This is a genomic window from Spirosoma liriopis (assembly GCF_023196085.1).
Lineage (GTDB): Bacteria > Bacteroidota > Bacteroidia > Cytophagales > Spirosomataceae > Spirosoma > Spirosoma oryzicola.
The window spans coordinates 1,004,350-1,021,947 of sequence record NZ_JALPRF010000003.1; the positions used below are offsets into that span (position 1 = coordinate 1,004,350).

16 protein-coding genes are annotated in these 17,598 nt (G+C 49.9%); 8 read left to right on the top strand and 8 right to left on the bottom strand.

All coding sequences use genetic code 11. From position 1 onward, the window contains the following. Positions 1-58 precede the first annotated feature (58 nt). Positions 59-1,096 carry an aldehyde dehydrogenase family protein gene (locus M0L20_RS21150; protein ID WP_248478917.1) on the top strand — a complete coding sequence of 346 codons (1,038 nt, stop codon included), beginning with the start codon at positions 59-61 and terminating at the stop codon, positions 1,094-1,096. A gap of 113 nt (positions 1,097-1,209) precedes the next feature. On the opposite strand, the gene recG is transcribed toward M0L20_RS21150, so the two are convergent. From recG to M0L20_RS21180, 6 genes are all read right to left on the bottom strand, one after another. Continuing rightward, on the bottom strand, positions 1,210-3,318 hold the full coding sequence (recG, locus tag M0L20_RS21155) for an ATP-dependent DNA helicase RecG (protein ID WP_232558588.1): 2,109 nt from the start codon (positions 3,316-3,318) through the stop codon (positions 1,210-1,212). Between the two features lie 177 nt (positions 3,319-3,495). After that, entirely contained in the window at positions 3,496-4,920 is a 1,425-nt protein-coding gene (locus M0L20_RS21160) for a DUF5723 family protein (protein WP_232558589.1), read from the bottom strand. Positions 4,921-5,093: 173 nt separating this feature from the next. Next, complete coding sequence (locus M0L20_RS21165) at positions 5,094-5,696, bottom strand: NifU family protein (RefSeq protein WP_248478918.1); 603 nt, start codon at positions 5,694-5,696, stop codon at positions 5,094-5,096. Between the two features lie 145 nt (positions 5,697-5,841). Beyond that, positions 5,842-6,156 (bottom strand): 50S ribosomal protein L27, encoded by a 315-nt coding sequence (gene rpmA / locus M0L20_RS21170; protein ID WP_232558591.1) that lies wholly within the window; start codon positions 6,154-6,156, stop codon positions 5,842-5,844. A gap of 70 nt (positions 6,157-6,226) precedes the next feature. Then, positions 6,227-6,544, bottom strand: a complete 318-nt coding sequence (rplU, locus tag M0L20_RS21175; protein WP_232558592.1) for a 50S ribosomal protein L21 — start codon at positions 6,542-6,544, stop codon at positions 6,227-6,229. 102 nt (positions 6,545-6,646) lie between these two features. Next, positions 6,647-7,096: a PaaI family thioesterase gene (locus M0L20_RS21180; protein ID WP_232558593.1), complete on the bottom strand. Its 450-nt coding sequence runs from the start codon at positions 7,094-7,096 to the stop codon at positions 6,647-6,649. A 131-nt stretch (positions 7,097-7,227) separates the two neighbouring features. Here M0L20_RS21180 and M0L20_RS21185 point away from each other — a divergent pair, with 131 nt between their 5' ends. The 5 genes from M0L20_RS21185 (at position 7,228) to nagA (ending at position 11,086) form a co-directional block, all read left to right on the top strand. Then, positions 7,228-7,989, top strand: coding sequence for a phosphosulfolactate synthase (locus M0L20_RS21185; RefSeq protein ID WP_232558594.1), 762 nt, complete (start codon positions 7,228-7,230; stop codon positions 7,987-7,989). Positions 7,990-8,080: 91 nt separating this feature from the next. Further along, positions 8,081-8,734 carry a DedA family protein gene (locus M0L20_RS21190; protein WP_232558595.1) on the top strand — a complete coding sequence of 218 codons (654 nt, stop codon included), beginning with the start codon at positions 8,081-8,083 and terminating at the stop codon, positions 8,732-8,734. 3 nt (positions 8,735-8,737) lie between these two features. Beyond that, positions 8,738-9,484 (top strand): shikimate dehydrogenase family protein, encoded by a 747-nt coding sequence (locus M0L20_RS21195; RefSeq protein ID WP_248478919.1) that lies wholly within the window; start codon positions 8,738-8,740, stop codon positions 9,482-9,484. 83 nt (positions 9,485-9,567) lie between these two features. Then, positions 9,568-9,852, top strand: a complete 285-nt coding sequence (locus M0L20_RS21200) for a putative quinol monooxygenase (RefSeq protein ID WP_232558597.1) — start codon at positions 9,568-9,570, stop codon at positions 9,850-9,852. A gap of 55 nt (positions 9,853-9,907) precedes the next feature. After that, positions 9,908-11,086, top strand: a complete 1,179-nt coding sequence (nagA, locus tag M0L20_RS21205) for an N-acetylglucosamine-6-phosphate deacetylase (protein ID WP_248478920.1) — start codon at positions 9,908-9,910, stop codon at positions 11,084-11,086. A 3-nt stretch (positions 11,087-11,089) separates the two neighbouring features. Here nagA and M0L20_RS21210 read toward each other — a convergent pair whose 3' ends face one another. Then, positions 11,090-12,520: a tetratricopeptide repeat protein gene (locus tag M0L20_RS21210; protein WP_248478921.1), complete on the bottom strand. Its 1,431-nt coding sequence runs from the start codon at positions 12,518-12,520 to the stop codon at positions 11,090-11,092. Positions 12,521-13,006: 486 nt separating this feature from the next. Between M0L20_RS21210 and M0L20_RS21215 the strand changes: the two genes are divergently transcribed. After that, complete coding sequence (locus M0L20_RS21215) at positions 13,007-15,961, top strand: TonB-dependent receptor (protein ID WP_248478922.1); 2,955 nt, start codon at positions 13,007-13,009, stop codon at positions 15,959-15,961. Positions 15,962-15,975: 14 nt separating this feature from the next. Next, positions 15,976-16,482: a hypothetical protein gene (locus tag M0L20_RS21220; RefSeq protein ID WP_248478923.1), complete on the top strand. Its 507-nt coding sequence runs from the start codon at positions 15,976-15,978 to the stop codon at positions 16,480-16,482. A gap of 59 nt (positions 16,483-16,541) precedes the next feature. Here M0L20_RS21220 and ribD read toward each other — a convergent pair whose 3' ends face one another. Further along, a complete protein-coding gene (gene ribD, locus M0L20_RS21225; protein WP_248478924.1) occupies positions 16,542-17,552 on the bottom strand; it encodes a bifunctional diaminohydroxyphosphoribosylaminopyrimidine deaminase/5-amino-6-(5-phosphoribosylamino)uracil reductase RibD in 1,011 nt (336 codons plus the stop codon). Positions 17,553-17,598: the final 46 nt, after the last annotated feature.

A 17,598-nucleotide genomic window follows, 5' to 3' on the forward strand; every position in this document is an offset into this window, starting at 1 on the left:
GGAAAACTAAAAATTCATTACTTTAGTTGATGGTGTATTCCATTTGTTTATTTACTTCATGCTTCAATCAGAACGCCTGCAAACGTTCGTGGCTTTAGGCGATCATCTACGCGCTGCCGAAGCCCAGCCCGAGTTAGAGGAAATCGCTCAGCGGGCTTACCACAAGAATAACTGGTTTACTCCTGCGAACACAATAAATGCGCTGAAAGCCATAGCGGATGAGTTTTTATCAGCCGATAAACTAAACGCGTGGGTTAATCGCTATCCAAGCGAACCCAACACCTCGCCCCGTTCCATTGGTGTTGTCATGGCGGGTAACATTCCGGCGGTTGGCTTCCATGACTTGCTCTGCGTGCTAATCAGTGGCCATCGGCTTCTCGCTAAGTTAAGTGCCCAAGATTTTGTATTAATTCATTATTTAATACAAAAAATAAAAGACATTAACCCTGTTTTTTCGGATTATATCGATGAAGTTGAGCGGCTTAATGCAGCGGACGCGTATATCGCAACGGGAAGTAACAATACCGCTCGCTATTTTGACTACTACTTTTCTAAAAAGCCGAGCATCATCCGCAGAAATCGGACCTCCGTAGCCTTACTGACGGGTGCGGAGACAGAAGGAGACTTCGAGAAGCTCGGAAGCGACATTTCTGACTATTACGGGCTGGGATGCCGCAATGTTTCGACCCTGGTAGTGCCCGAAGACTATGACTTTACGCCCTTACTGCGCACTTTAGAGCCGAACGCGCGAACGTTTCTGAACAACCACAAATACCAGAACAACTACGACTACAACAAGTCCATTTATCTGATCAATGCGGTTCCTCATCTTGACAACGGCTATCTGTTGCTGACCGAAAACGAGGGGCTCGTTTCGCCCATTTCCGTTGTTTACTACCAGACGTATCGCACGCAGGCGGACGCAATGACGTGGTTTCAGGAACGGGCAGATCGCATCCAGGTAATTGCCTCAGCGCAAAACTGGCTCGCTGGCCATACGGATTTGCCGACGGTAGCATTTGGGCAGACACAACGTCCGAGCTTGAGCGACTACGCCGATGGCATTGATACAATGGCCTTCCTGACGTCACTATAAGTTGCTTTTTATCGTTTTCAGTGTGTGATTTTGAATGCTTCACGCACTGAAAACGATTTAATTGAGCCAGGAAAACCGTGCCGATTAAAAGCTTCAGGACACATCAGCATTAGCTAGCTGATTCGGCCCCAATTGTTTTCCGTTTGTTTTAAGCCATCGAGGTGATTCCGGATCGGCGCATGCTGGGGCAATACGAGTTCGGGATCTTCCTGTAAAATAGCCTGTGCCGATTCGCGGGCAGCTGTTAACACCGCTCCATCTTTTGCCAAGTCCGCAATCATCAGATCCATGACCCCACTCTGCTGGGTCCCCGTCAGATCGCCGGGTCCACGCAATTGCAGGTCTACGTCAGCAATTTCAAAACCGTTATTCGTACGAACCATTGTTTCGAGTCGGGTGCGGGTGTCGCTGCTAAGTTTATAGCCCGTCATCATAATACAATACGACTGTTCGGCTCCTCGCCCAACGCGCCCGCGCAGCTGGTGCAACTGCGACAGTCCAAAGCGTTCGGCACTCTCAATGACCATAACGCTGGCATTGGGTACGTTGACCCCTACTTCAATCACCGTAGTGGCGACCAGAATCTGCGTTTCATGCTTGATAAACCGCTGCATCTCGTCGTCTTTTTCGTAAGCCAGCATTTTACCGTGAAGGATACCAATCTCGTACTTCGGACGCGGGAAGGCGCGCTGCATACTCTCGTAGCCATCCATCAAATCTTTGTAGTCGAGCTTTTCTGACTCTTCGATCAGCGGATATACGACGTATACCTGCCGCCCCAGTTCGATCTGCTGCCGCATAAAGCCAAACACTTCGGAACGGTGTTTATCGAATTTGTGGACGGTTTTGATGGGTTTTCGCCCTTTTGGCAATTCGTCAATGATCGAAACATCGAGGTTACCGTACAGCGTCATTGCCAGCGTCCTCGGAATAGGTGTAGCCGTCATAACCAGGATGTGCGGAGGTACGGTTTCGTTCTTACGCCAGAGTTTAGCCCGTTGCGCTACCCCAAAGCGGTGCTGTTCATCGATGATACACAAGCCGAGATTTTTGTACTGTACTGCATCTTCGAGTAAGGCGTGCGTCCCGACGAGGATGTGCATTTTCCCGGCCTGCAACTCCTCGTGCAACACAACCCGGCGTTTCTTGTTGGTCGAGCCAGTCAGAATGCCGATGTTTAGTCCCATCGCATCGGCGAAGGGTTTAAGTCCGTTGTAGTGCTGATCGGCCAGGATTTCGGTGGGAGCCATCAGGCAGGCTTGGGCACCGTTGCCAATCGCCAGTAGACAGGCAATAAAGGCTACGATGGTTTTTCCGCTCCCCACGTCACCCTGCAACAACCGGTTCATCTGCTTTCCCGTCAGAAAATCCGTATAAATTTCTTTGATAACGCGCTGCTGTGCCCCCGTCAGTTCGAAAGGTAGCAACTCGTTATAAAAGTGCTTCATCAGCGACGTGTCGCGAAAGATCTGTCCGGGAAATTCTTCTTTCTGAATCAGCTTATTTTTGATCAGCCGAAGTTGATTATAGAACAGTTCTTCGAACTTTAACCGTCGTTGCGCCTGTTTCAGCCAACCCTGATTCTGAGGTAAGTGAATGTTCCACATGGCCTCACGCTTTCCTACAAGCCGGTACTGCTGGATTAGGGCGTCGGGAAGCGTCTCGTGAATATGGGGCCATGCCTGTTCGAGCAGTATCCGCATCGCTTTGCCAATCGCCTTGCTGTCGAGGTGCCGCTTACGGAGTTTATCGGTGAGGTTATAGACGGGAAAAAAGCCTAATTCATGCTCAGCAGCCGTATTCGCGTTTTCTAGTTCGGGATGGACGATGCTAAACTGTCCGTTAAACGATTGCGGTTTACCGTATGCAATGTATTCACCGTCACGTCGAAGAGTTTTTTCGATGTACGTAATTCCCTGAAACCAGACGAGCGTCATCGAACCGGTACCGTCGGTAAAGGTACCAACCAGTCGCTTCTTCGGGCCTTCGCCTTCCAGATACCAGTCGCGAAGCCGTCCGCGTATCTGCGCAGATGACATCGAGTCCATCAGTTCGCTGATCGTGTAATAACGCGTTCGGTCGTCGTACCGAAACGGGTAATACTGAATCAGGTCCCCGAAGGTAAATAAATTCAATTCTTTATTGAGGAGTTCTGTCCGTTGCGGACCGAGCCCTTTGAGGTAAAGAAGCGGTGTGTCAAAAAAAGTTGTACGTTCGGTCATAGCAGACCCGGTCTTGATTCACCCAATTATTCCGGCGTCCGGACTGGATTTAACCAAAATTAAACATTTCTGATCGAAAAAGAATAGTAACCTGTTTTGTAGAATTCAGGTATTACAGGCGTTTCCTGGACTTTGAAACAACCGATTTTACGAATGCGCTGTTAATGAGTCTACTGGCTATTCCTCATCGGCCCGACCAATACCGAAGGCAAAACCGGCGTAAATATCCAGGCCCCGTGGTCGAATACCGTTACCGCTGCTTCCCAGCAAACCCAAAAAGTTGTCGGTTCCCAACCAGCCTGGTCCAACCCGAACGGATGCTCCTACCGACAGGCCACGGTTCAGATAGGATACGGGCACGGACAAGCTCAGCCAGCGCGCATCGTAACGGGGAGTTACAGCAACTAGCGATGGCTGGTGCGTAGCAAGCGCCTGCTGTGATCGAACGTCCTGCAAGTACGTTACGTTGATACCAAAGCCGTCTGGAAGCTGATAATCAGCCGTCAGATTAAGCGATGTGGGCAGCCCGGAACGAAAACTCGTTCTATCAGGATTACGGCCCGTGTTGAATTTTGTTTGAATGACGCGCGCGATGTCTTCAACACCGTTCAAATTGTTGAAATCGCTGCTCCGAAACAAAACCGGGTTTTGCCCGATGTCGGAGTACTTATACTCCTGTCCCGTATAAGACAATCCCCCAATGTCGGTTAGGGCCAGGCCCAGTTGTAAAGCCGGACTATCGGCGTCATACTGACTGCGATACGTTAGCCCAAGATCAAGACCAAACCCTTTACCCGGCGCTGCATTGCTGAACAGAGTACGGGGATTCAGGCTGCGGCCCTGCAAAAAGCTGGTGTACGCCAATGTAGCATCAAACCGATTAACCTCCAGCAGCGCACTGTTCGGGTTGTTTGGGTCGGGGATGATTTGGTAATCCATACCCCGATTGATCAAATGCTGCGCGTTGTAGCCGAGCAGCAGTTTGGCGGTTGCGCCGAGTTGCAGTTTCTGTCCGTCGCCTTCCCAAATGGTTCCGGCATACGTAAAGCCTAACTCCGCGAAGGTATTGGTGTTCGCACTGAATTTGTTGTCTCTATTAGGGATGCTATACAAGGCATTATCGACCAGGCTAGATCGAAAGGCAGAAAGCAATTCTTCGGGTGCCCCTATCACCTGCCCTACCGCCCGAAAGCGTGTTGTCACCGCAAAAGCGGCCCGCTCGCTGGTCTTTATCAGAAAGGCAGGACCCCGAATTTCACCCAGGATTGTTCCGTTTTTAGGCGCTCCGTCTAGGATTTCCTTTGTGTAGGAAGCATCGAAGCGCAGTGAGCCATCCGAATTTTTATACTGAGCCGGTACTGTTCCGCTGATTAAGCGCAACATGGAGAAGGGTGCCTGATATCGAACGTAATTGTTGTTTACATGAGCAACACCCGTTACCCCATTCAGGTAAAACTTGGAAGGCGAATCAGCGGCTAGAGCCGGATTAATATATAACCGGTTGGTGCCACCGTAGCGGCTGGTTGATATACCTAAAAGATTTTGGGAGAAACTGGCCGTAGCAGCCAGCAAAAATACTGGTAATACAAACGAATACTTCATCTAGTCACGGTTTGAATGGCAGAGCGTGCTGCAAAGTAAACGTCTATTCGCCACGTCAGTTTATTCCTGGGGCATTTATTTTGATCTAGTGGTAAAGGAAAAGACCGTCAATAGTAGCGATAGTATTGACTACCAGTTACCAATTGACGGTCTTACTAAATACAAACGATTACTTATACACCTTCTGCCTCAACCAGTTTTACTTCAGGTACCAGGCGTGTCAGTAAGTTTTCAATTCCGGCTTTAAGCGTGAGCGTCGATGAAGGACAACCACTGCATGATCCCTGCAACAGCACTTTAACCGTACCGCTCGGCTCATCGAACGAGTAGAAACTAATGGCACCACCGTCCGATTCAACGGCAGGTTTGATGTATTGATCCAGCACAGCCTTAATTTTTTGGACAGTCTCAGAATCTACCTCAAGTTTTGTGGTATTGGTGTCCATCGTCCGCTGCGCAAAAACGGGCTTCTGCGCACCGAAATATTCTTTCAGGAAAAACTTAACTTCAAAAATTACTTCGTCCCAATCGGTTTCGTCATCCTTGGTAATCGTGATAAAGTTACCGGCAATAAACACCCGACGCACAAAATCGAAGCCAAAGAGCGCTACAGTCAAGGGTGATGCTTTGCCATCAATAAGGGCATCGCCAGCGGAAGCGTAATCGAACGACAATCCGGAAGGGACGAGTTCAAAATTGACGACGAACTTCATCGAGTTCGGGTTAGGACTTCCTTCGGTAAAGATGGATACGGGACGACTCAGCGTAGGATTCATGAGTGATGCGTTTTCGGTATAGTATAAAGGCATTTAGCCGGTGATTCGTAGGGTAGTAACAGCGACGGCTATTTTTTAGTTTTTGCCCACAAAAAAACCCGTCTGGTTGAATAGCCAGACGGGTTTTCTGTATTGAGGAGGTTGACTAACCTTCTACCGTTTCAGCAGGAGCCGCAGCTACAGGGACGGTTTCGATTGCTGATGGACCAGCAGGAACGATGTCAACATATGAACGGCTGTTGCGGCCAGGACGGAATTTTACCGTACCATCAACCAGCGCGAACAGCGTATAGTCTTTACCCAGACCGACGTTTTTGCCGGGATGGTGTTTCGTACCGCGCTGACGGACGATGATATTGCCGGCGATAGCCGACTGGCCACCGAACAACTTCACGCCCAGGCGTTTGCTGATCGAGTCACGGCCGTTTTTGGAACTACCTACACCTTTCTTGTGTGCCATTTTTTTAGTGTTTTCAGTTTGTGAGCTTTCGGTTTACAGGGATGAACTGTAAACTAAATAACTGTCAACTTTACAGAGTGATATCTTCGATCAATACTTTGGTCAGGTACTGACGGTGACCATTTTTCTTTTTGTAGCCTTTCCGACGCTTCTTTTTGAAGACGATAACTTTCTCGCCTTTCAGGTGTTCGACGATTTTGGCCGATACTGTCGCCCCAGCGACGGTTGGAGCACCAACGGTGATGCTTCCTTCGTTGTCAACAAGGAGAACTTTCACCTTGTCGGAGGCAAGTGCAGCGTCCACGTCGCCTTCTAACCGGTGGGTATAGATAGAACGACCCTTCTGGATCTTGAATTGCTGCCCTGCGATCTCTACGATTGCGTACATGTTTGTGTATGAAATTGGAAATGAGGTGCGAAATTACAGCTTTTCCGTATCAGTCGCAAGTGATCCGTGATTACTTTTTTGCATGATTCAAGCGTACAGCACCTAAAAGGGCAGTTTTAACGACGTCTGAATCAGATTAGTAGCACATTTCGCAATTAGTTTGCCATCAGCCGCAACAATTCGCCCTTCGCCGTGAATAATGTTTTTGCCTTCGCGAATGATCTGACCCGTTGCCGTAACGGTATCGCCTAGCCGGGCTGCGTGCAGAAAATCAATGTTCAAGTTGACGGATGTATAGGCATACTCACGACCGAGGGTAAACACGGCAGCCCCGACCAGATCGTCCAGAATAGCAGCTGCCGCTCCACCATGTAGTGTGCCTGCCGGATTGGTAAGATCTTCCCGAATCAGGTAGTCGGCCACCAACCGGCCATACTCAGCGGCCCGGATTGTACCTTTCAGCCAACGGCCCATTGGCGAAATACTATGACGCATATCGTTGCCAATCTGCGAACGAAAGAAATCGAGACGAGGGTTTGTTAAATTGTCCATATCCAACAAAAATAGTACGAAACTAAGCCACAACCTCAATTGACGCTATTATTTGTGTACTTTCTTGGGAGGTTACCAGGACTTGTGCTACTTTTGGGCGATTTTATAACATGCCTATTTGATCACTCGGAATGAATTATACGCTTACGCAGATTCCCGAACGTACCCCTAAGCCGCGCCAAAGCGGGCTGACAATGGTAATGGACAAGGGACTAAGCCTGCGCGAAGTCGAGGACTTTCTGTCCACCTCCGCAGACTACGCAGACATTATCAAACTGGGCTGGGCAACCTCTTTTGTTACCCCCAAACTTCAGGAAAAGCTCGATCTGTATCGGTCGGCTGGCATACCAGTCTACTTCGGAGGGACACTATTCGAAGCCTTCGTCGTTCGTAACCAGTTTGACGACTACCGCAAGCTTCTGGATAAGTACAAAATGGAATATGCCGAAGTATCGGACGGTTCCATCGACATGGTTCAGGATCAGAAATGCGAATACATTCGGCAGTTGGCTACGCAGGTGACGGTTCTGTCGGAAGTTGGCTCGAAAGACGAAGCCAAGATCATCCCACCTTACAAGTGGATTCAATTGATGAAATCTGAACTGCAAGCCGGTGCTTGGAAGGTAATCGGTGAAGCCCGCGAAGGCGGCAACGTCGGCCTGTTCCGCTCGAGTGGCGAAGTTCGGCAAGGACTGGTTGAAGAGATTTTGACGCAGGTACCGTTTGAATCCATTCTCTGGGAAGCTCCGCAGAAAGAGCAGCAGGTCTGGTTTGTCAAACTGCTTGGTGCCAACGTTAATCTGGGTAATATTGCGCCCCACGAAGTGATCCCGCTCGAGACCATTCGCCTGGGCTTACGGGGTGATACCTTTATGCATTTTCTAGAAAAATAATTTTTCAGTTATCGTCTTCCGTTCACTGCGTACAGTAACTACCTGTCTCTGAACGGAAGGTCGCAAAACAGCAAACGGAATCCCTCGTTCTATGGAACTTATCAAATCGCTCATTGACTTCCTGCTTCATCTGGATCGTTACCTTGACGCATGGGCAAACGATTACGGTGTCCTGCTCTACGCCATCCTGTTCCTGATTGTATTTACGGAAACCGGGCTCATCGTTATGCCACTGCTCCCCGGCGATTCGCTGTTGTTTGCAGCCGGAGCCCTAGCCGCCCGTCCGACCAACGAACTAAGCGTATGGGTCATCATTCCGCTGCTGATCGTAGCCGCTCTGATGGGCGATAACGTCAATTACTTTGTCGGTAAGTTTCTGGGAGGTCGGATCAAATCCAGGGAGCGTATTCTCTTCTTCAAACGCGAGTACATTACCGAAACCGAGAATTTCTACGCCAAACACGGTGGTCGCACCGTTATTCTGGCTCGCTTTATTCCCATCATTCGGACAATTGCGCCGTTTGTTGCCGGAGCTGGTAGCATGAACTACGGAACCTACCTTCGGTTTTGCATCTTCGGTGCCATCCTGTGGGTTACGAGCATTTCGCTGTTGGGTTATTTCTTCGGCAATTTCCCGATCGTTCAGAAAAACTTTGAACTTGTCGTATTTGGCATCATTGGCTTGTCCATACTGCCTATCATCTTTGGAGCGCTCAAAAAACGAGCAAGCCGCCCTACTGTTTAAAAGATGACTCGCTACGGTCTTATCGGCTTTCCGCTCACCCATTCATTTTCACAACGGTACTTCACGGAGAAATTTCTCCGTGAAGGTATCGAAAACAGCCGCTACGACCTATTCGAGATGGCTGACGTTGGAGACTCGCTACCCGATCTGCTTACGATGCCGGGTTTGCGGGGTCTAAACGTGACCATTCCCCACAAACAAGCCGTATTACCCTACCTCGACCGGCTGGATTCTTCAGCGCAAAAGGTGGGTGCCGTCAACGTCATTAAACTCGAATCCGACGGAACGAAAACAGGCTACAACTCAGATTATTACGGCTTTCGACAATCAGTAACTGACTGGCTGGCTTCGCTAGGACGTTCCACGAACGGTTTGCAGGCATTGGTACTAGGAACAGGTGGCGCGTCAAAAGCGGTGCTGGTGGCTTTAAGCGACTTAGGCATTTCCTACAGATCAGTATCGCGAACGAAGACCGCTGATAACGCGTCGTACGACGAATTGCCCGAACTGATCAGTGACTATGCGCTTATTATCAACTGCTCGCCAGTGGGTACGTATCCGCATACCAACGAAGCACCAGCCCTCCCCTACGATAAGCTGACAGACCGGCATTTACTATATGATCTGGTTTACAATCCGGCCGAAACCCAGTTTATGAAGCATGGACTGGAACGCGGGGCTGCGGTTATGAACGGTTATCAGATGCTCGTCCTGCAAGCCGAAAAAGCCTGGGCGATCTGGCAGCAATAACGTATTGACTTATTCTGCCGCAACACTAGCTTTGCATTCGTCAATCGGCTAATCAATTCTCAGACTCAGTAAATTAACAAGACATGGCACTCAGCGTTTTTGCGATTATTACGGCGAAGCCGGGTTTCGAAACTGAATTACGGAACGGCTTATCGGAACTTGTTCCGAAAGTTCGGGAGGAAGAGGCCTGCTTGTTCTACGAACTATTCCAGAGCACTGAGCATCCCGACAAATTTATCATGCATGAACTCTGGACCGATACGGCAGGGCTTATGGCTCATGATCAGATGCCGCACATGAAAGCGTTTGGCGAACTGGCTAAAAACTGGCTGGCAGGTCCGGTAGAGCTGATTAAAGTAGAAAAATAAGCGCAATAGTAAGATTCTGGCGGGTATTCCGGGCTAGTGACTTACTTTCGCGTTCATGCAGGCAATTACATTTCAGAACGCTACGGTTTTTACCGGCGAATCATTTCTACCAGGCGCATCGGTTCGTATAGCGGATGGGCATATTCTGGAAGTTTCCGATACGGTTCTCAAGGCCAACGATGACGGAGAAACGGTCGTCGATCTGGCTGGCGATTACCTGATTCCGGGACTAATTGACTTGCAGTTATACGGCGGTTCAAACCTCTTTTTGAACGATATACCAACGCCCGAAACCGTTCGGCACATTTACGAATCACACGCTCGTAACGGCACCACGACCTTACTCCCCACGATTCATTCGACGTCACTGGACGTCATGCAACAGGCGATGGCGGCTGTGCAGACCGTTCGAGCCGAAAATCCGTATGGCGTGCCGGGCATTCACCTCGAAGGGCCGTACTTCAATCCAATCAAGCGAGGTGCCCACAGCCCGGCTTTTGTGCGTACTCCCGCCGAAGGCGAGTTAGAGGCTTTATTCAGCACTAATGCGGATGTTATCCGGATTCTGACGCTGGCTCCCGAAATACTGACGCCCGAACAACTGGCTACGATTCACCGCTTAAAGCATGTAAATATGCTGTTGTCGCTAGGGCACAGCAACGCAACGTACAAGCAAGCGATGGGCGCTTTTGCCGATGGCTTCCCGCTGGCAACGCACCTGTACAATGCGATGCGGGGCTTCGAAAGTCGTGAACCGGGTATTGTTGGCGCTATTTTCGACGATCAACACGTGCATTCGAGCATCATTGCCGACAGTTACCACTGCGATCCTGCTGCGATCCGCATTGCGTATCGGTTGCTGGGTGAGCGGCTGTTTTTGATCTCCGACGCTCTGTTCGCCAATCCACCCCGTCCCGATTTTTCGCTGGGTGAATTCGTTGTTCATTTTGAACCCGATCCGAACGGGCCAGGCCGCTACGTCAATAACGAAGGCAAACTCGCCGGTTCGGCTATCACGCTGATTGATTGCGTGCGGGTCGCCGTCGAGCAGGCCGATATTCCCCTGGTCAACGCCCTGCGGATGGCGTCGGTAATTCCGGCCCAATTGATTGGTATGGGCAGCCAGCTGGGCCGGATTCAGCCGAACTACGTAGCTAATTTAATTCGGTTGGATAAATCGTTGCTGGTGAAAGGCGTCTGGGCGTCCGGTGTGGCCATTTCGACAGCGCGATAATCGCTATTGACGTGCTTCGCTGGCAACAGCCCGCTCGTAGTTTTGATTGAGCATTTCGACGAATTTACCCGTTACCCAGCTGATGTCCGAATCCCGGATAAACACGAATCGCTTGGTAATGGATGTGTTCGCATACGCCCGAAAAACCGTTTCCAGCAATAAGGCACCGGCAATGATCTGCTTTTCGTTGAACTGATTTTGGGCATTGTTTACATCCGCTTCTGCCTTTTGGCGTACTACAGGATCGGTCAGATTTGTTAGATCAGGGTGGATCAACCCCTGGTAATTGGTCATCGCCAACTGAGCGAACCGCTGAACATCACCGATTGTCAGCGGTACTGCCGTCGTACCTGCTCGTTCGGGATGCAGATAAGCCGTCATGGCCCAGGCAATCCCCCCGCCCAATGCCACCGTTTTACGCTGCTGTAAGCCTGGACTGGTCGTGTTGAATTCGAGATTCAACGCCGTATCAGCAACCATTTTAAGCACGCGTTGTGCTTCCTTTTTGTAATCCTCGATTGGCAGCGACCGGTTATTATCAATCAGATTAGCCAATGTTTTGGTACCGAAGGGCATACTGATGGAGTGAAACCGTCGATCCGCATCATAGTATCCTCCTTTCGTGTTACCACTTCCGATATCCATGCACGAGGTCGATCCCCATAATTTGCGGGGTACTGAACCAATCATAAACAACTCAGCTTCCCGAGCGGCTGTCAGCGTAGAATCAATTATCAAACTGTCACTTTGGGGCATCTGGTTCTTGATCAGATCCGAGAAAAGTTCGTGAAGCTTGCTTTTCTTACCGGGTGTCTTGCCCAGCGTTTCGTTGATCCCGCTACTAAAGGCAATGTAGATGTGATCGGCGGGTACTTTATACATTCGGATGGAGTCCAGGTACGCTTTCATTACGTTCTGACCCGCCAGAAACGCCTGCGCAGACCCACTCACCAACGTTACGTTCGGCGCATTTGGCCTTAGCTTCACTTCTTTTTTGTAAAAGCCGTTTTCGTACGTCGTTCGAAAAATCGCCAGTTTCACCCCGGAGGCTCCGACATCGATTCCGGCATACATGTCCCGGCCTGATATTTCTCCAATGAGTTGCTGCATAGCGGCCTCGCTGGCCCCAAATTTCAACTGTTTATACAAATAGTAGGCCTTCTGAAAGTAGCGTAGTGACGCCTGCGTGTTTTCCTGATCGCTGTACGCATAGCCCAAATTCTCGTAAGCGATGGCTTCCAGATAGTTGTCTTTTGATTGAACAGTGGGTAAGGCTCTCAACAGCAGATCAATCGCCTGCTGCGACCGGTCAACCATGCGTAACGTATTACCGAGCTTTATAAAATGGGAAGCTTCTTCGATGGTCCGGGCGTTCTGTGCCTGAACCGTATGGACACAGCTAACCAGTAAGAGGAAGTAGAAAATAGAGCGCATAAATAATAGGGATTCTGCTGATCAGTACAAACTAAGATAGAAGAACTACGGATAATCGCAAGCGAAATTTTATAAAAAGGATTCTTAGTTGGTAGCTACAGACTAATAGGTAGAATACGATTAGACACAATCGGGCGACATGACCCTTCTTGATCTCCCAAAGTTTTACCGTCCTAAAATTAAGTATAAATACAGCTACCGCCAAGTATGCAGGATCAAATAGCATACGTACCATCATATTCTTCACTATTCAAATATTTTACAATTTTATTATGTATATTTTTGTTTTTTACTTATTATAATTTATATATTCGACTTTTAACAAATTATTATACTAGTTATTTGTTCCAATAGTTGAGCAGCCTGATGGCTAAAAGGCGGCCAACAGCTGGCTCAGAACTCGTTTGGTCAAGCCGCGAGTCAGCACGCTATTACGATTCAGTACACGTATTCAAACCCAATTTATCCGTTCAATTTTTCTTATCTATGAAAAGAAAACTACTCAAGCGTGGCTTCCTTTCCCTGCTACGTATGGCGCTAACGCTATCCATGATAGCACCTGTTGCTGCGTTGGCACAAACCAAACGCGTAACGGGTAAGGTCACATCCAGTGTTAATTCAGAAGCTTTACAAGGCGTCAATGTTTTAGTCAAAGGAGACTCCCGAAAAGGGGCTATTACAGACAATCAGGGTACGTTTTCTCTCGAAGCCAGCCCCAGCGACGTACTGGTTGTTAGCTTTATTGGCTTCAAATCAAAAGAGTTTAAGGTAGGCAACGAAACCACTTTTAAAGTAACCCTGGATGAAGATGCGACGCAGTTGACGGAGCTAATCGTCACGGGAACCCGCAATACGGGACGCACCATTCTGGAAACGCCTGTGCCGGTCGATGTCATCTCGATCAAGGATATAATGGGCGAACTGCCGCAGATGGATCTGGCGCAAATGCTGGCGTATGTGGCGCCCAGTTTCAACGCCATCCGGTCGCAGGGGGGTGACCTCGACTCACACGTCGATCCGGTTCAGTTGCGCAACATGGCTCCGAATCAGATTCTAGTACTTATCAATGGCAAGCGTCGCCATACATCGGCCCTGCTGATTACGGGAACGGCGGTGGGCAGTCCTTCAACCTCGGTCGACATGCTGACCATTCCGGCTGCGTCGATTGACCGCGTCGAAATCCTGCGCGATGGTGCAGCCGCTCAGTATGGTTCTGATGCGGTAGCGGGGGTGGTCAACATCATCCTTAAAAAAGGAACCAACAAATTAACCGGTAGCCTGACCGGTGGAGGTTACCTTAATTCGGGCGGTAGCGCCGGAGCATTGACCAACGCCGGTAAACCGGACGGATTCAATTATCAGTTCGACGCGAACTATGGCTTTAAAATCGCAGATCGGGGCTACCTGAACATTTCGGGCCAAATCACCCAGCGCCGACCTACGCTACGCCCTTTTGTGAACGATTGGGGGTTTTACGACAACACCTACCTGAGCAACTTAAGGACCGACAAGTACGGCAACCCGATCATTACCAATCCCGAACTGATCTCGGCGCAGGCTGCGGGCAACACCACGCAGATTGCCGCCCTACAAACCCAGGATGGCCTGATGAGCGCACGGGGTCTGACAAAGGCCGACTTTGCCGTATACGCGGGTATGCCAGCCGTTACGCTGGGCAGCACGTTCTACAACGCTGGTTACGAGATTAGTCCGAATACAACCCTGTACAGCTTTGGGGGCGCTTCGTACAAATACTTGCAGGGCTACTCCTGCTATTTTAGAAGACCCTCGCAGACGGACCGGTTCAACTACCTGCTTTACCCCAACGGCTTCCGACCACAGATGACCTCCAACACGTCTGATTTTTCCAATACCACGGGGATAAAAAGTAAAGTGGGTGAATTCAGCGTTGATTTCAGCAATACGTTCGGACGGAATGCCATGCGTATTGGTATGGTCAATACCATGAACGCTTCGCTGGGTTCCAACTCCCCCGTCAACATGTACCTGGGTACGCACCAGTTTTCGCAGAATTCGACCAACCTTGATTTTTCGCGGTATTTCAAAGGCATCATGAACGGCCTGAACGTCGCCTTTGGCGCGGAGATGCGCATTGAAAATTACAAGATTCTGAAAGGTCAGGACGAAAGCTACAATTACGGCGACGCGGGTATCCTGACAGTAACCAAGGCTGGAGCCCTCGTAGGGCCGGATGGTAAACCGCTCGAAAACGCCAGCAGCGTTCCCATTGTCGATGCCACTGGACTACCGCTGCAAGTGTACGCAGGACAGCAAGTGACCGTTAAGAATTTATCGTCGAACTGTCAGTGCTTCGCGGGTTTTGGTCCAAAGAATGAACGCAATGAATACCGGACGACCATGGCTGCGTATCTGGATGCCGAACTCGAACTAACCCGCAAGTTCCTGGTGGCCGCAGCGGTTCGTCTGGAAAACTATTCGGATTTTGGGGGAGTGTCGATTGGTAAACTGGCGGCTCGCTATTCGCTCAGCAACAAGCTTACCCTGCGGGCTTCCATCGCCAGTGGTTTTCGAGCTCCTTCGCTTCAGGAACTGAACTATACTCATACCGCAACAGCCTTCGTTCCCGATGCCAATGGCGTTCCTCAACCCCTGGACGTAACGACCTACCCCACTAACAGCACGGCGGCACGTGTATTAGGTATCAAAGGATTGCGTCAGGAAAATTCACGCACGTACGGTTTGGGCATGACTTATCAGCCAACACGTGGTTTCGAAGTAACGGTTGATGCCTACCAAATCGACGTAGACAACCGCATTTTCCGCACCAGCTATTTCAATGCATCGGAAGTGGGCAATAACTACGGTGAGGTTATCGGCGGTGGCGAAGCGCAGTTCTTCGTCAACGGAGCCAACGTTCGTTCGCGCGGTATCGAATTTGTGGGCAACTACACGTACAACCTGAGTCGGAACAAAACCCTGAACTTTACGCTGGCGGCTATTTTTAGCAAGAACACGATCCTCAGCCGCAAAACCCTCGATCTGAAGGTAGCGAACCTCAACCCCGAACAAGTGGTCGAGAAGTACCTGAGCCGCGATGTTATCGGTCAGTTTGAAACGGGAACCCCACGAACCAAGCTGATTGGCTCGGCTAGCTACCGGTTCAACAAAGTGAACGTCATGCTGCGCGGCACTTATTTTGGCTCCGTCACCGAACGGTCGATCTCGTCGGACGATAACGGCAACTATTACGACCAAACGTTCTCTGCGCAAACCATTTTCGACCTGAGCGTTGGCTACGATCTAACCCGGAATCTAAAGCTTTCGATTGGTGGCAGCAACATCTTCGACCGGTATCCTGATATACTCCGTTCGGAGAACCAAGGCTTTTACCTGTACTCCAACAACCAGCAGGGTTCAAACGGTGCCTATTACTACGGCCGCGTGATGTTCAACTTCTAATCATTCACTCCATCATGACTTACTTTCGTAAACTAAAAAGCGCGGGTCTTCTGCTGTGCTTCGTCTGTTCACTGACCATCTTTCTGGGTTCGTGCGAACAGAAAAGCTACGAACCCAATCTAAACGCGGCTCCCGGTGGCGGTACCGTATCGACTTACAAGGCGTATACCCTATCGTCTACAGACGGCAAAAATATCTACGGACGGGTCGTTTTTTATAAGTACAACCCATCCGTTACACTGGTTCAGGTGGGACTGTACAACACTACTGCCGGGGCTTCTTACACGTCGTCCGTTTATCAGGGAAAAATCACGGAAAGTACGGCGACGGTATTGAAACCACTCGACTCCATCAGCGGTGCTACCGGTGAATTTTCGAGCAATAAGTATTTCACCATCAGCGAAGCTGGTTTTTACGATAAGCTGAATGCCTACAATGCGAATGTTAAAATCATGGCCGGGACAACGCTGGTAGCTAGCGGTAATATCGGCGCGAATGCCGCACCTGTTGCGCAGCAGTAAAATCAATAAAAAGGGGTTGTCATCAAGACAGCCCCTTTTCTTTCCAGATTGGTTGAGCCTTATGGTCTGTAGATCGTCAACTGATCCTCGCCCACTCGTTCCGTTTCAATAAGCCGACCCCGAACCCTGGGAGCAGTGATGCCTTCCTGTAACATACCGTGGCTCCGAAACACCCGCATTTCGTCCCACAAGCCCGCTTCGATAAACGATTCCAGCAAGGCCGTTCCTCCTTCAACCAGCACCGACTGAACCCTTCGTTCGTACAGATCGGCCAGCAGTTGCGGTAAAAGCGGCTGATCGGCCAGCAACTGAATGGATCTTGTTTGCCCAACCGTATCAGTCTTGATAAAATTATAGACCAGCGTCGGTTGCGATTGATCGAACAGGTGTAGATTATCGGCTAGTTGAAGCGATTTATCGATAACGATACGGACGGGATTACGTCCCGGAACCAATCTGACGTTCAGGCGGGGGTTGTCCGTACGGGCGGTATTTGTACCAACCATAATCGCATCTTCTTCGGATCGCCACCGATGAACCAGCCGATGGGACAAATCACCGCTTATTTTGACGGGAACGCCACCAGCACCTGCGATAAATCCATCAGGCGTTTGAGCCCATTTCAGGATAATGTACGGTCGCTTCTGCTCGAAAAAAGTAAAAAACCGGGCGTTCAACTCCCGACCATACTCAGCCAGAAGACCCGTTTCAACCACGATACCAGCCTTCCGGAGCTTTTCAAACCCTTGACCCGCTACCAATGGGTTAGGATCATCGTTGCAGCAGACAACCCGTTTAACGCGCTTCTCAATGAGTAAATCGGCGCAGGGCGGTTGTTTTCCGTAATGCGAACAAGGCTCAAGCGTGACGTAAACCGTACTTTCGGGCAAAAGGTATTCATCGTCGGGCTTGATCGAAAAAATGGCGTTCCGTTCGGCATGGGCTTCGCCGTACCGCTGATGCCAGCCTTCGCCGATAATGCGCCCGTCGTGTTCAATCACGCAGCCAACCATTGGATTCGGACTTACCTTCCCTCGGCCAAGCGTGGCTAATTCGAGTGCGCGACGCATAAATTGATGCATAGTTGGTAACTTATGGTTGGTCGTTTATCGTTAT

Bases quoted from the DNA above. Each gene is read 5' to 3' on its own strand.
- M0L20_RS21150 (WP_248478917.1), top strand. From the start codon at position 59: ATGCTTCAATCAGAACGCCTGCAAACGTTCGTGGCTTTAGGCGATCAT.
- recG (WP_232558588.1), bottom strand. From the start codon at position 3,318: ATGACCGAACGTACAACTTTTTTTGACACACCGCTTCTTTACCTCAAA.
- M0L20_RS21160 (WP_232558589.1), bottom strand. From the start codon at position 4,920: ATGAAGTATTCGTTTGTATTACCAGTATTTTTGCTGGCTGCTACGGCC.
- M0L20_RS21165 (WP_248478918.1), bottom strand. From the start codon at position 5,696: ATGAATCCTACGCTGAGTCGTCCCGTATCCATCTTTACCGAAGGAAGT.
- rpmA (WP_232558591.1), bottom strand. From the start codon at position 6,156: ATGGCACACAAGAAAGGTGTAGGTAGTTCCAAAAACGGCCGTGACTCG.
- rplU (WP_232558592.1), bottom strand. From the start codon at position 6,544: ATGTACGCAATCGTAGAGATCGCAGGGCAGCAATTCAAGATCCAGAAG.
- M0L20_RS21180 (WP_232558593.1), bottom strand. From the start codon at position 7,096: ATGGACAATTTAACAAACCCTCGTCTCGATTTCTTTCGTTCGCAGATT.
- M0L20_RS21185 (WP_232558594.1), top strand. From the start codon at position 7,228: ATGAATTATACGCTTACGCAGATTCCCGAACGTACCCCTAAGCCGCGC.
- M0L20_RS21190 (WP_232558595.1), top strand. From the start codon at position 8,081: ATGGAACTTATCAAATCGCTCATTGACTTCCTGCTTCATCTGGATCGT.
- M0L20_RS21195 (WP_248478919.1), top strand. From the start codon at position 8,738: ATGACTCGCTACGGTCTTATCGGCTTTCCGCTCACCCATTCATTTTCA.
- M0L20_RS21200 (WP_232558597.1), top strand. From the start codon at position 9,568: ATGGCACTCAGCGTTTTTGCGATTATTACGGCGAAGCCGGGTTTCGAA.
- nagA (WP_248478920.1), top strand. From the start codon at position 9,908: ATGCAGGCAATTACATTTCAGAACGCTACGGTTTTTACCGGCGAATCA.
- M0L20_RS21210 (WP_248478921.1), bottom strand. From the start codon at position 12,520: ATGCGCTCTATTTTCTACTTCCTCTTACTGGTTAGCTGTGTCCATACG.
- M0L20_RS21215 (WP_248478922.1), top strand. From the start codon at position 13,007: ATGAAAAGAAAACTACTCAAGCGTGGCTTCCTTTCCCTGCTACGTATG.
- M0L20_RS21220 (WP_248478923.1), top strand. From the start codon at position 15,976: ATGACTTACTTTCGTAAACTAAAAAGCGCGGGTCTTCTGCTGTGCTTC.
- ribD (WP_248478924.1), bottom strand. From the start codon at position 17,552: ATGCGTCGCGCACTCGAATTAGCCACGCTTGGCCGAGGGAAGGTAAGT.